At 55.7% G+C, this 12,624-nt stretch carries 13 protein-coding genes; 7 read left to right on the top strand and 6 right to left on the bottom strand.

The genetic code is table 11. The features are described from left to right. Nucleotides 1-19 precede the first annotated feature (19 nt). Together HMPREF1147_RS04940 and HMPREF1147_RS04945 are read left to right on the top strand one after the other, a co-directional pair. Nucleotides 20-502 carry a NapC/NirT family cytochrome c gene (locus HMPREF1147_RS04940; protein WP_009349063.1) on the top strand — a complete coding sequence of 161 codons (483 nt, stop codon included), beginning with the start codon at nt 20-22 and terminating at the stop codon, nt 500-502. Continuing rightward, nucleotides 495-1,799: an ammonia-forming cytochrome c nitrite reductase subunit c552 gene (locus HMPREF1147_RS04945; protein ID WP_009657956.1), complete on the top strand. Its 1,305-nt coding sequence runs from the start codon at nt 495-497 to the stop codon at nt 1,797-1,799. Before HMPREF1147_RS04940 ends, HMPREF1147_RS04945 begins: the two co-directional genes overlap by 8 nt. A 68-nt stretch (nt 1,800-1,867) precedes the next feature. Here the strand turns inward: HMPREF1147_RS04945 and HMPREF1147_RS04950 are convergent, their stop codons facing one another. Next, complete coding sequence (locus tag HMPREF1147_RS04950) at nt 1,868-2,665, bottom strand: sulfite exporter TauE/SafE family protein (protein ID WP_009657950.1); 798 nt, start codon at nt 2,663-2,665, stop codon at nt 1,868-1,870. A gap of 234 nt (nt 2,666-2,899) precedes the next feature. On the opposite strand from HMPREF1147_RS04950, the gene HMPREF1147_RS04955 reads away from it, so the two are divergent. The 4 genes from HMPREF1147_RS04955 to HMPREF1147_RS04970 all read left to right on the top strand — a co-directional run bounded on the left by HMPREF1147_RS04955 (nt 2,900) and on the right by HMPREF1147_RS04970 (nt 7,452). Further along, nucleotides 2,900-4,336 (top strand): carbon starvation protein A, encoded by a 1,437-nt coding sequence (locus HMPREF1147_RS04955; RefSeq protein ID WP_009657961.1) that lies wholly within the window; start codon nt 2,900-2,902, stop codon nt 4,334-4,336. A 170-nt stretch (nt 4,337-4,506) separates the two neighbouring features. Further along, nucleotides 4,507-5,010 (top strand): YbjN domain-containing protein, encoded by a 504-nt coding sequence (locus tag HMPREF1147_RS04960; protein WP_009349057.1) that lies wholly within the window; start codon nt 4,507-4,509, stop codon nt 5,008-5,010. 130 nt (nt 5,011-5,140) lie between these two features. After that, complete coding sequence (locus tag HMPREF1147_RS04965) at nt 5,141-5,971, top strand: polysaccharide deacetylase family protein (RefSeq protein ID WP_009657935.1); 831 nt, start codon at nt 5,141-5,143, stop codon at nt 5,969-5,971. A 209-nt stretch (nt 5,972-6,180) separates the two neighbouring features. After that, nucleotides 6,181-7,452 (top strand): porin, encoded by a 1,272-nt coding sequence (locus HMPREF1147_RS04970; protein WP_009657945.1) that lies wholly within the window; start codon nt 6,181-6,183, stop codon nt 7,450-7,452. 214 nt (nt 7,453-7,666) lie between these two features. Here the strand turns inward: HMPREF1147_RS04970 and HMPREF1147_RS04975 are convergent, their stop codons facing one another. The 5 genes from HMPREF1147_RS04975 to HMPREF1147_RS04995 all read right to left on the bottom strand — a co-directional run bounded on the left by HMPREF1147_RS04975 (nt 7,667) and on the right by HMPREF1147_RS04995 (nt 12,161). Beyond that, complete coding sequence (locus HMPREF1147_RS04975; RefSeq protein ID WP_009657937.1) at nt 7,667-8,479, bottom strand: HAD-IIB family hydrolase; 813 nt, start codon at nt 8,477-8,479, stop codon at nt 7,667-7,669. Further along, nucleotides 8,476-9,051 carry an aminodeoxychorismate/anthranilate synthase component II gene (locus tag HMPREF1147_RS04980; RefSeq protein ID WP_009657932.1) on the bottom strand — a complete coding sequence of 192 codons (576 nt, stop codon included), beginning with the start codon at nt 9,049-9,051 and terminating at the stop codon, nt 8,476-8,478. The genes HMPREF1147_RS04975 and HMPREF1147_RS04980 overlap by 4 nt, the downstream gene beginning before the upstream one ends. Beyond that, a complete protein-coding gene (locus HMPREF1147_RS04985; RefSeq protein ID WP_009657939.1) occupies nt 9,035-10,540 on the bottom strand; it encodes an anthranilate synthase component I family protein in 1,506 nt (501 codons plus the stop codon). The genes HMPREF1147_RS04980 and HMPREF1147_RS04985 overlap by 17 nt, the downstream gene beginning before the upstream one ends. Next, complete coding sequence (locus HMPREF1147_RS04990) at nt 10,537-10,842, bottom strand: hypothetical protein (protein ID WP_009349046.1); 306 nt, start codon at nt 10,840-10,842, stop codon at nt 10,537-10,539. Before HMPREF1147_RS04990 ends, HMPREF1147_RS04985 begins: the two co-directional genes overlap by 4 nt. Nucleotides 10,843-10,931: 89 nt before the next feature. After that, entirely contained in the window at nt 10,932-12,161 is a 1,230-nt protein-coding gene (locus HMPREF1147_RS04995; protein ID WP_009657942.1) for an FAD-dependent oxidoreductase, read from the bottom strand. Between the two features lie 69 nt (nt 12,162-12,230). Here HMPREF1147_RS04995 and HMPREF1147_RS11915 point away from each other — a divergent pair. Next, nucleotides 12,231-12,624, top strand: a 394-nt coding sequence (locus tag HMPREF1147_RS11915; protein WP_156791302.1) for a helix-turn-helix domain-containing protein, incomplete at its 3' end; no start/stop codon positions are given.

The raw sequence follows: 12,624 nt of genomic DNA on the forward strand, positions 1-12,624 counted from the left end.
CAGAAGGGAGGAAGGAAACATGAATCTAAAGCAGCTTTTGGAACGGCACACGCTTCGCTGCATCGGCGGCGGATTTGTACTGGCGCTCATTGTCGTTGCCGGCGGGATGCTCATGGACAAAGCGTCGGCATCGCCCGCATTCTGCGGCATGTGTCATGCGATGCAGCATGAGTCCGCGACGCACGCCGTGTCCTCGCACCAAAAGATTGCCTGTGTGGAGTGTCATCTGCCGCACGACAACGTCGTCGTCTACTACTTTGAAAAAGGAAAGACGGGGATGCACGACACGCTCCATCAGGTGCTCGACGATTATCCCGTCCACATTAAGATCTCGGATCACGGTCGGGACATCGTGAATGACAACTGCCTGCGCTGCCATACCGCAACCATGAGCGCCGTATGTGTGGACAAGGGCAAAGACGGCAGTGCGACCTGTACGAAGTGTCACAGCAGCATTGCGCATGGTTCCAATCCTTTGGAAGGAGGGATAAGAGTTGAGTAGCAAACAGAAAATCATCGCGGGGGTTGCCGGCGTCTGCGCCCTGTTCTTTGGATTCGTTGCCGTTCGTATCGGCGCGCAGCCGAACGATGCGAGTATGAAACTCGTCCAAATTTCCAAGGAGAACAACGCGCAGATTGGCAAAGAGGCGTACAAGGATGCCTACCCGCTGCAGTACAACTCGTTCATGAAGAACAACATCGAGTCTCCGTCGCCCACAGGATACGGCGGCAGCATGGAAGGGAACTCGCATCTCGAACATCAGCCCGAGATGCTGGAGAATTTTAAGGGATATAAATTCTCCATCCAGTATGACGACGACCGCGGTCATACCTATGCGAGCTACGACCTCCTGCATACGAAGCGTCTGCCGGGGCAGAAGGGCAGCTGTATCGTCTGCAAGGGCTCCTATATGTATGACGTCTGCTTCAAGGAGGACGGCTGGGCGTTTGCCTCCAAGCCGTTCATGGAAGTTGCGGAGAATATCTCGGACGATCAGTGGTTCGGATGCTCGACCTGCCACGATCCTGACACGATGGAGCTGCGCGTCTATCAGCAGGGATTCATCGAGTCCATGGCACGGCGCGGCATCGACGTGAACGCCGCGAGCCACAACGAGATGCGCGCCTACGTTTGCGGACAGTGCCATACGGAGTATTACTTCACGGCTGAGGACGGCCGCGTGGCGCATCCCTATGAGAACGGTTTTGATGCCGAGGACGAGTACCGCTACTATCAGTCGGGGCAAGCGGGCGGATTCAAGGGCGACTGGCTGCATCCGGACTCCAAGACGATGATGCTTAAGGCGCAGCATCCGGACTTCGAGTCGTGGGCAACGAGCGTTCATGCGGACGCGGGCGTCACTTGCGTGGACTGCCATATGCCGTATATGCGTGACGGCGGCAAGAAGTACACTTCGCACTGGATGACGAGTCCGCTCAAAACGACGAAGGAGTCCTGTCTCAAGTGTCACGACGAGAGCGAAGAGACGCTCGTCGCGCGTGTCAAGACCATTCACGACAACACGTTCCGGCTCCAGCGCATCGCGGGACAGACCGTCGCAAAGGCGCATCTCACGATCAAAGCCGCGATGGAAGCGGGCGTTCCCGACGCTGCGCTTGAGGATGCACGGGCAAAAGTACGCGAAGCACAGTGGTACTGGGATTGGGTCGCAGCAGAGAACGGTGTCGGCTTCCACAACCCGGACAAGATGACGCGTACCGCAGGTCTCGCCATCGACCTCGCCCATCAGGCGATCGAGTCGGCAGAAGCCGCACGCTACGGATTCCAACCGCTCTGAGAGCAGTTTAAGGCACAAAAAAAGAATCGCTTCGGCGATTCTTTTTTTGTGCGGTCAAATCATCTCACTCAAATCATGCCGCTCATCCAAATGAGCCGTAGCCCGAGTGCGAACATTGCGGCGGCAAGCAGGGTGAGAATCATCTTGGACTTTGTCTTCCGCGAGAGCGCCGCGCCAATCTGCGCACCGATTGCCGCACCGATCGAGATGCATATGGCGGGTGTCCAAATTACATGACCGAGCCACACATGACTGATTACACCGAATGCGGCGGAGGCGGCAAGGACGAAATGCGATGTTGCCGTCGCCGCATGCACGGGGAAATTCAGCAGATAGACCATCAGCGGCACATGAATCACGCCGCCGCCAATACCAAAAATACTCGAGAGGAATCCAACGCCAAGACTTGAACCGATACCAAGCGAGCGATTGAAGGTAAAATTGGCAGGCAGCTCATGCACATCCACATGCGTCTTGTGCGTCGCATTCCAATACATCATGCACGCCATGATGAGCAGGAACGCTCCGAATGAAACGTAGAGCATCGGCCCCGTAAAATCGTCCACAATGTACGAGCCGAGGAAGGCACCGGGGAGTGTTGCAAGAGCAAACGGCACGGCGGCAGGGAAGTAGACCCTCTTTTGCCGTATATACGCTGCCGTTCCTGAGAGCGCATTCGCAAGCACGATCACGAGCGACGTTCCTGTAATTTGTGCTGCCGTGTGAAAATACGGATAGATCCCCCCGTCCGACAGGAAAAAGATGAAAATCGGCACGCAGATGAGTCCGCCGCCGATGCCGACAAGCGTCCCGAACGTCCCGACAAATACCCCGAGGATAAGAAAGAGCAGAATATCAATCCCCATAAGAAAACCCTCCCAAAACATTGATGCTATTGACCATTATAGCACATAGGAATCGTTAGACAAGAGGACTTTCTTATGATAAAATAAAGCGGAAGGAGTCGATTTCGTATTGATATGTATTTTCATTCAGCGTGCTTCTTCAAAAGTCACAGGAGAAAGGAGGCCGGAGGAGAATTTGCCGGAAAGTCCGTTTGCATATCTTCGTGTATTCCTAAAAGAAAGAAGTGACAAGCAATGGTTACATTTCTTGGCGCGCTCGCAACGCTCATCATCGGCTATCTTGTCTACGGCGCACTCGTAGACAAAGTATTCGGCCGTACGGGCGAGACCGCACCTGCCGTTCGGTTGGAGGACGGCGTGGACTACATTCCGCTTCCTACGTGGAAAGTATTCCTCATTCAGCTGCTCAACATCGCAGGACTGGGCCCCATCTTCGGCGCACTCGCGGGCGCACTGTGGGGACCGAGCGTCTATCTGTGGATCGTCTTCGGTACGATTTTTGCGGGCGGCGTCCACGACTTCCTCTCCGGTATGATATCGTTCCGTGAGGACGGTAAGAGCATCTCGGAGATTGTCGGGAAAAATTTGGGGCACATCATGCTCCAGGTTATGCGCGTATTCTCCATCGTCCTGCTCGTCCTCGTCGGCGTCGTCTTTATGACCGGCCCCGCGATGCTCCTTGCAAAACTCACGGGTCTTGAGGTGCTCCTGTGGCTCGCGGTTATTTTCATCTACTACACGCTCGCGACGCTTCTGCCGATCGATCAGATCATCGCACGGTTTTATCCGCTCTTCGGCATCTGTCTCATCGTCATGGCGCTCGGCATCATGGGCGGAATGCTCTTCGGCGTCGGAGGACATACCATGCCCGAGATGACGCTTGAGAACCTCCATCCGAAAAATCTGCCCATCTGGCCGCTGCTCTTTATCACCGTCGCATGCGGCGCGGTCTCAGGGTTCCACGCCACGCAGTCTCCGATCATGGCGCGCTGCCTGAAGGATGAGAAGATGGGGCGCCCGGTATTCTACGGTGCGATGGTCGCCGAGGGCATCATCGCGCTCTGCTGGGCGGCTGCGGGCGTCACCTTCTACGACAGCACCGCGGGACTCGGCGCGGCGCTCAAAGAGGCGGGCCCAGGCGGCGTCGTCTACGACATCTGCGTCGGATTCATGGGCGCGATCGGATTCGGCGGCGTGAGCATCGGTGCGATCCTTGCCATGCTCGGCGTCATCGCGTGTCCCATCACCTCGGGCGACACCGCGTTCCGCTCCGCGCGGCTGACCCTCGCTGACTGGTTGGATATCCCGCAAAAAGAGGCGTCAAAGCGTCTCATGATCGCCGTTCCCATGCTCGGCATCGGTCTTATCCTCTCGCAGATGGACTTCTCCATCATTTGGAGATACTTCTCGTGGGCAAACCAGACCCTCGCCATGATTACGCTTTGGACGGGCACGGCATATCTCTATCTGCACAAACCCGGCTCCTACGCCTACATCATCGCCATGCTGCCCGCTATCTTCATGTCGGCGGTCACGACGACGTACATCCTGCAGGCTCCCGAGGGCTTTGGACTGCCGACCGATATCACCTATCCTGCCGGCATCGGCTTTGCCGTACTCTTTACCGCGCTCTTCTTCCGCGCATTTATCCTGCGCAAGAGAACTGCATGAACAACGTTTCTTAAAAATACAGAGGCGCCCGTGGTTGGATACCGTGGGCGTCTTTTCTATCGCGCGTATGGAATACAATAGATGACAAAAATTTCTATTTATGCTACAATAACTTCGTCTTAGGACAGAATACGAATCTGTTCACGCAGCAATAAGGAGGCAAAATTTACATGGCAAGCAGCGAAGAGAAAGATTTGCAGAAAAAAGTACAGCAGAGTGCGGCAGGCGCGGACGTCCATGAGGGCGGCGCAAAGGCGGAGAAGTTCCAAAAATTCCTCAAGGAGAACGACATCAACTTCTTCGAGTCGCAGACCCTTGCCGATGAATTCCATACCACGATTTTCCGTTCGCGCATCGAGGCGAAAGGGCAGATCATGCCGATGGCAATTTTCATTGACGACAGCATCTTTACCATCATTCGCACACAGGTTGCAACGGGCATCAACGCGAAGAATATCGAGCGCATCAAGGATCATCTCAACGCACTCAACGCAGAATACAAGATCTTCAAATACTATCTCCGTGAGGACGGCAACATCTACCTCGACATCTGTGTGCCATTCGTTGACGAGACCTTTGACAGCCGCATGATTCAGACGCTCCTCCCGATCCTCGTACAACAGCTCGAGACCGTTTATGAGGATCTCATGGCTGTCGTTTGGGCAAAAGAATAATCGATGATCACATGACATTAGAAAGGGACTGCAGCGAGTCCCTTTTTCTATGCACAGAATCCTATGATGCAGCCCCCTTGATTTCTCTCTCAAATCTCAGTACAATAAACACCGGCAAAGGAGGAACGGCATGGATTTGAACAAACTCATCGGCGGACGGCAATTTTGGACGATCATTGCCGTCCTTGCTATCCTCCTTGGCGCACTGCTCCTCCTTGCAAAACCGCAGGATAAATCCGAACCCGTGCCGACGCCCGCCGCGGATGATACGCAGGTGCTCGTTCTCAACTACCATATGGTCAACTCCGTGTTCATTTCGCTCGCTGTCGAGCCGGAGGACTTTGATTGGCAGATGAAATATCTTGTCGACCACGGCTATCATACCATCACCCCCGACGAACTCTATGACTTCCTCGCGGGCACGGGGAAACTCCCGGAACGTCCCGTCCTCATCACATTCGATGACGGCTACGTTGATAACTATACGACCGCCTATCCCATCCTCAAAAAATACAACCTCAAAGCCACTATCTTCGTTGTCACCGGATTCCTCAGCAAACGCAAAGGATACCTCACATGGGATCAGCTCCGCGAAATGGAACAGCACGGCATCACCATAGAGTCTCATACTGTCACACACGCGCCGCTGCCCGAACTCTCTGACGACCGCATCCGAGAGGAACTCGTCGAATCTAAAAAACATGCCGAACGCGAACTCGGACATCCCATCGAATTTATTGCCTACCCCACGGGTGTCCACGACCTCCACATCGCTCAGATCGCACAGGAGGCGGGGTATAAGGGCGGATTCACCGTCAAATACAGCAACGTCGACCGGAACAGCAATGTCTTTGCCATGGAGCGCGTCCCCATCTTCCGCACGGCAAATACCAACAAGGATTTTACCGATCGTCTGCGCTATACGTCGAATATCACACAGTACGGATGGGTGAGGAATTAGAGCTCTGAGCTCAATCATTTTATTTAGGCAAAATATTTTGTCGGCAATATATTTTTTACTTTGCAAACATGAAACGTTATGTTATAATAAACGCGTTGAATCTGAGTGCAGGAGTGCGTACGAGAGGGAACAAGGATACTCCGTCCTCCTCCCGCATTAGGATCAAAATAATTTTTGACGGCGGGAACATCCCGCAAGGAGGAATTACCATGAAGAAGACTCTGGCAGCAGCGCTCGCGGCAGCGCTCACGATCGGCGCGGCATCGACCACGTTCGCAGCGGCGAATCCCTTCTCCGACGTGCCTCGTGATCACTGGGCATACGACGCCGTGACGCAGCTCGCAGCGGACGGCGTTGTCGAGGGCTACGGCGACGGCACGTTCCGCGGCGACCGCAACATCACGCGCTACGAGATGGCGCAGATGGTTGCAAAGGCAATGGCGAAGGGCGATATGTCCGCATCGGATCGCGCGCTTGTCGACCGTCTTGCCGCTGAGTTCGCAGACGAGCTCAACAACCTCGGCGTCCGCGTCTCCAACCTCGAGCGCAACGCGGACATGGTGAAGTGGAACGGTTTGCTCCGTTATACTTACTCCAGCACGCGCACAGACACCTCGGCAACAAAGACTACGAAGAAAAATATGAACCGCCTCCGCTTCCGTCTCCATCCGACGGCAGAGGTCAACAAGAACTGGAGCGTCAAGGCACGTCTGCAGGCGGATATCCAGCTCGACAAGGACACGAGCAGCGATGTCGCACTCAAGTGGGCATATGCGAACGGTACCTATGACAACTTTAATGTTCAGCTCGGTAAGTTCCCTGTGTTCTCCGATGTTGACCAGGGGCTTGTCATGGATGATGACATGTCGGGTGCACAGGTACAGTTCGGCAGCACAGTGAAGGCGAAGCTCTTTGCGGGACGTATCTCTGACTTTGCCGTTGATGTCGCTGCAAATCCCCCGAAACCGGCATATTATGATGTTGCTGCGAACTATCAGGGCATTGAGCTGACCGGCATGGCGGGGGCGCTCAGCCTCGGCGCAGGCTATCATCACCTGAACAGCGAGTATTTCACTAACGCGTACGGCAAGAAAAATGCAAGCATCTGGTCGGTCGGTGCAGGCTACAACTTCAGTAATGATGTCAAGCTCTTTGGCGCTTATGCGAAGAATACGGAAGCAAAGGATCTGAGCAGCAAGCAGGATCAGGCTTATAACATTGAGCTGAGCTACAAGGGCGCGAAGAAGTCGGATCCCGGTTCTTGGGGGCTGTTCGTCGGATATCGTCACCTCGGTCAATATGCTTCGCTCCTCCCGACCTATGATGCTGCAATGCAGGGCTATAAAGGCTGGGAAGCAGGTCTGAGCTACGGCTTTGCAAAGAACGTCACGGGTAAGCTCAACTACTTCCATGGCAAGAGCATTGCCGATAAGGACCTGAAGGGCAAGAAGCTGTTCGCACAGGTCGACTTCTCCTTCTAATCTCTCCACAAGTATATATTCCCATTCCTCTGTGGGATGGGATCAAAAAAAGAGTGCCGTTCGGCACTCTTTTTTGTGTCCGATCTTGAGCCGCATGTGCTCTTCGATCGAATGTCGTGTCCTTTACGTTGTGGCTGCAAAAGCTGGATGATATTGAAGCGATTTACTGCGAAAAGGGAGATATATTCTGCATGTTGGTGTACACGACGTAAACTTAGAGAACCTCCCGCAGCACCCATGCGATGAGGTGTTCGCTGCACGGAACGCCGACACGGTCGGCGGCGGATTTTACCTCTTCAGAAGCATCGGCGGGGGCGATGCCGATGTCTGCCATGCGCAGGAGGGCGACGTCGTTCCCGTAGTCACCGCAGGCAACGACACGGCGACCGGCATAGGCGGGCATGGCGCGCAGCACCTGCGCCATATCGCCCTTGGACGTATGCGGCGCGACGTATTCCAGATAGTTCTCCTCAGAGTAGAATGAGGTCGAGATCTGATCAATGCCGAGTTCCTTTGCAAGACGTTCGACAAAGGTCAGGTTGACGGGCGCATCGTTGATGAAGAACTTGAGCCACGTTTCATTCTCCACATCGCGCAGTGTGCAGTGCTTTACGTTGTAGAATTCGCCGTCAAGGCGCGGGTCGTCGTTCTCCTCCGGGCTGATGACGGTGCAGTCCTCAACAGTGTAAACTTCAACGCAGGCGCGCGGGAACTGATAGAGCACGCGCGCGGCGAAGTCGCGCCAAATATCTCCGTCGAGCGTGCGCGTTTTGAGTACCTTGTCCGCGGTCAAATCTTTGAGCATCGCGCCGTTAAAGAAAATCGCGGGCGCGTTGACGGTGATGCCCTCAAGGTAGGGGAGCGCAGAACCGGGCGTGCGCCCCGTTGCGGGGGCAAATGCGCCGCCGCGCGCGGTGAACTCGTTGATCGCGCGCAGATTCTCCTCGGAGATCATCTCATAGCGCGGGATGATCGTGCCGTCAAGGTCGCTGATAAGCAGAATGTCGTCATATCTTTTTTCACTCATAGAGCATGTATTTCCTTTAGATAATTTTCCATCATTTTTCGTCCGTCGGGCGTCAGGATCGACTCCGGGTGAAATTGGATGCCCTCGATGGGGAGCGTCTTGTGGCGTATGCCCATAATCGTGCCGTCCGCCAGTTCACTCGTGATCTCGAGTACATCCGGCAGTGACGCGCGCTCGATGATGAGGGAGTGATAGCGGGCAACGGTCGCTTCCTGCGGTATATTACGGTATAGCCCGGTGCCGCAGTGGTTGATGGGGGAGGACTTCCCGTGTACAATCTCCGGCGCACGCACAACGCGACCGCCGAATACCTCGCCGATCGCCTGATGCCCGAGGCAGATGCCGAGGATGGGGAGCGCGCCGCCGAGTGTCCGTATGACTTCCTCAGTGATGCCCGCATCCTGCGGCAGTCCGGGTCCCGGGGAGATGATGATGCCGCTGCAGCCGCGCGCGCAAATTTCGTCCGGCGAAATCATGTCGTTGCGGACGACCTCGATGTCGGCACCGATATTTCTGAGGAGTTGGTAGACGTTGTAGGTGAAGGAGTCGTAGTTGTCAAGCAAAAGCAGCATTGTTCTCCACCTCCTCTACCACCTGAAAGAGCGCCTTGGACTTCTGCAAAATTTCGAGATATTCCTTTTCCGGCACGGAATCCTTCACAATGCCCGCACCCGAGCGGATGACCGCCGTATCGTCGTTCTCGATGCACATCGTGCGCAGGGTGATGCACATGTCCATGTTGCCGCGAAAATCCATATAGCCGACCGTCCCCGCGTAGAACCCGCGCGGCGATTCCTCGAGTTCGTGAATGATCTCCATCGCGCGCAGTTTCGGTGCACCGCTGACCGTGCCCGCGGGGAATGCGGCGCGCAATACGTCCATCGGCGCATAGGCGGGCGCGATCTCACCGACGACGCTGCTCACCATATGCGAGACGTGGGAGAACCGCTCAACCGACATGAGCTTCGGTACGCGCACCGTCCCGGGCACGCTGATGCGCCCGAGGTCGTTGCGTGCGAGATCGACGAGCATCGCGTGTTCGGCGCACTCCTTCTCATCTGCGCGGAGATCGGCGGCGAGTGCCGCGTCCTCTTCGTCCGTCTGCCCGCGTTTCCGCGTTCCCGCGATGGGGTAGGTATAGACTGTGCTCCCCGCGACCTTGATCAGCATCTCGGGCGACGCGCCGACGAGCTTCACCGTTCCGAAATTGTAGTAAAACATGTAGGGCGACGGGTTGACCTGCCGCAGCCGCCGGTAAAAGAGGAAGGAAGGGCGTGTAATCTTTTCCGTAAAGCGGTAGGAGGGGACAACCTGGAAAATATCACCCGCATAGATATGCTCTTTTGCCAGCTCGATGACCTTGAGGAACCGGTCAGGCGGCGCTGCGTGCCACGCCATAAAGTCCACGGGCGCAGATCGCTTCGAAAGGGGCGCAGTGGGCGGGGAGAAGGGGGCAGCAAGGCGCGCACGCATCTCCGCAATCCGCGTGCGGATCATGTCGTAGAGCTCTGCGGGGTCGTCGCCTTTCTTGATATCGGCGAGGTAGTGCAGATGCGCGCTTCCCTTGAGCGCATCACAGACAACGAGCCAGCGGCACATCATGAACTGTCCGAGCAGATCCTCGCCGCCGAGCGCAACACCGCGCACGCGGTCAAAGGTAGCAGCCGTCTCATAAGTGAAATAGCCCGCAAGTCCCCCGTGGACGAGCGGCAGAGGCTCTTCGCCCGCGGGAACGGCAGGCGTGAACCGCGCGGCGTATGCTTTCATCGTCTCATGGGGCGCGCCTTCGATGACCTTCATCAGACCGCTTTCGTTGACGATCAGCTTGTCGGCAAAGACCTGCACGCGCACGAACGGCTCGCCGCCGATGAAGGAGTAACGCCCGAACTGCTGCTGCGTCGTGTCGACGGACTCCATGATGTAGCCTTTTTTCTCGCCGACTAACTTGTAGTAGAAGGAGACGGGCGTGTCGAGATCCATCGTCAGCTCCGTGGAGACGGTGATGAGGTTTGCGGTTTTACTGTAGGAAATGAAATCTTCTTTACGCGGCGTTAGTTTCATCCGTTGATCTCCATGACGACATCGCGCTCTTTGCGGCCGAGGATCCATCCGAGCACCTTCAGCTCCGCGTAGAGCATCTGCTGCTGTTCGCGGTTGTTCTCGCGGCTGAGCTTCAGCTGCTTGTACTGCTTGCGCCCGAGGTTATAGCGTGCGAGGATCTCCGCCTCGCTTCGCATCCTGTGCCTTCCGCCTGCGTGCATCCGTACGAGTTCTTCAACGTCCGCATCCGTATAGGTCGGTTCCTTTGGCGGCGCCGCCATTTGCCGAACGAGATTCGTGATGTCCTGATCGCTCATGTCCATGGAAGATGCTCCCTTCGTTACGTTCTACAATTATATTGAAATTAGTTTTTGTGAACTGCCATACCGAGTGGTGCGGCTAAAATGCATGATTATACGGCGGCGCTGCGTGCTTCGAGATATCTTATCATCGCGTCGGCGACGTGCTTTGCGTCCTTGACGACCTGCACGACGTTCCAAGGCCCGAGGACGACGTCTCCGGCGGCAAATACGCCGTCGCGCTCCGTCATGCCGTTTTCGTCGATCTTAACCAGCCCCTTCTCGTTGAGTGTCACACCCTTCGTTGTACGCACAATTTTGTCCTTGACGCCCTGGCTCGCCGCAATGACCGTGCTGTCGGCGGGGATGAGGTAGGGAGTGCCCTCGCTGACGAGGTTTTGCTCCTCGTCAAAGACGCGGTCGTACATCATCGGCCCTTCCGGGGTGACGGAGTGAATCCCCTTAGCATACTCAATTTCGCAGCCGTCCATGAGTGCGTACTCGAGCTCGCGCTCACTCGCGGAGATGCCGTTGCGCCGCGCGTAGATCGTGACGTATCGGCTGCCCTTGCGGATGGCAGTGCGCGCCACGTCCATTGCCGAGTTGCCCGAGCCGATGACCGCGACACGGTCGCCGAGGTGATAGACGTCCGGATTCTGGAGGTAGTTGACCGCATAGTGGCAGTTGCCAAGCGTCTCGCCGGGAATTTTAAGAGCCTTGGCGCGCCATGCGCCCGTCCCCATGAAGATCGCCTCGTACCCGTCGCGGAAGAGATCGTCCACGCGCAGCGCACTGCCGATGGTCGTGTTCGGACGGATGTGGATGCCGAGTGTTCGCAGCTTTTCTCCATAGCGATCGATTGTGGAGGGCGGCAGACGGAAATCGGGGATGCCGTAGCGCAGCATACCGCCGATCTGCTGCATCCGCTCAAAGATCGTGACGCCGTATCCCTCCTGCGCGAGCTTCACCGCGACGACGATGCCTGCGGGGCCGGCGCCGATGACGGCGACGTTGTGGCCGTTATAGGACTTGCGCGTGAGAACGAGCTTGTCAAGATAGGTGTCGGAGATGTAGTGCTCGATGCTCGAAATCTGGATTGGTGCGCCGCGCCGTCCCTGAATGCAGTTGCCTTCGCACTGCGCGTCGTGGTCGCAGACGAGGGAGCAGAAAACGCTCATCGGATTGTTGTCATAGAGCATCGCGCCCGCTTCATTGATTTTCCCATCGAGGAAGAGCCGGATCATCTCCGGGACGTTTGTCTGTACGGGGCATCCCTTGATGCGGCAGAGCGGCTTTTTACACTGGAGACAGCGGCGTGCCTCGTTGATGACATGAACAGCCATGGAAAGATTCCTTTCGTTTATTTCCTAAAATAATTGCATACACATGAGTAATTATAACATACTTTCGGGATGATACAAAAGAGTTTTGTAGTGATTGATAATTACTTTTATGAGGGGGTTCATGGTAAAATGAAGTGGGACAGAAAAAAAGGACAGGCAGCGCTCAATGTGTTACAATGTTTTCACCACAAAAACAGAACAGAAGGTGCTGCCATGTCCCATACTCATTCTACCACAACCACGCGCTCATATAAACACCTAGACCCATATCGGCGCGGACAAATTTTTGCCCTCCTATCCACCGGTATGTCAAAGACTGACATTGCAAAGCAGGTGAAGATCTCCCGCTCTACCTTGTATCGGGAGATTACACGCGGCACTGTGACACAAATGCGCTCAGACCTTACCACATACCAAAAGTACTTCCCGGATACGGCACAAAAAAACTATGAGGCAAATCGTC

Source organism: Selenomonas sp. FOBRC9 (assembly GCF_000287655.1).
GTDB classification, from domain to species: Bacteria; Bacillota; Negativicutes; order Selenomonadales; family Selenomonadaceae; genus Centipeda; species Centipeda artemidis.

Bases quoted from the DNA above. Each gene is read 5' to 3' on its own strand.
- HMPREF1147_RS04940 (WP_009349063.1), top strand. From the start codon at position 20: ATGAATCTAAAGCAGCTTTTGGAACGGCACACGCTTCGCTGCATCGGC.
- HMPREF1147_RS04950 (WP_009657950.1), bottom strand. From the start codon at position 2,665: ATGGGGATTGATATTCTGCTCTTTCTTATCCTCGGGGTATTTGTCGGG.
- HMPREF1147_RS04955 (WP_009657961.1), top strand. From the start codon at position 2,900: ATGGTTACATTTCTTGGCGCGCTCGCAACGCTCATCATCGGCTATCTT.
- HMPREF1147_RS04960 (WP_009349057.1), top strand. From the start codon at position 4,507: ATGGCAAGCAGCGAAGAGAAAGATTTGCAGAAAAAAGTACAGCAGAGT.
- HMPREF1147_RS04965 (WP_009657935.1), top strand. From the start codon at position 5,141: ATGGATTTGAACAAACTCATCGGCGGACGGCAATTTTGGACGATCATT.
- HMPREF1147_RS04970 (WP_009657945.1), top strand. From the start codon at position 6,181: ATGAAGAAGACTCTGGCAGCAGCGCTCGCGGCAGCGCTCACGATCGGC.
- HMPREF1147_RS04975 (WP_009657937.1), bottom strand. From the start codon at position 8,479: ATGAGTGAAAAAAGATATGACGACATTCTGCTTATCAGCGACCTTGAC.
- HMPREF1147_RS04980 (WP_009657932.1), bottom strand. From the start codon at position 9,051: ATGCTGCTTTTGCTTGACAACTACGACTCCTTCACCTACAACGTCTAC.
- HMPREF1147_RS04985 (WP_009657939.1), bottom strand. From the start codon at position 10,540: ATGAAACTAACGCCGCGTAAAGAAGATTTCATTTCCTACAGTAAAACC.
- HMPREF1147_RS04990 (WP_009349046.1), bottom strand. From the start codon at position 10,842: ATGGACATGAGCGATCAGGACATCACGAATCTCGTTCGGCAAATGGCG.
- HMPREF1147_RS04995 (WP_009657942.1), bottom strand. From the start codon at position 12,161: ATGGCTGTTCATGTCATCAACGAGGCACGCCGCTGTCTCCAGTGTAAA.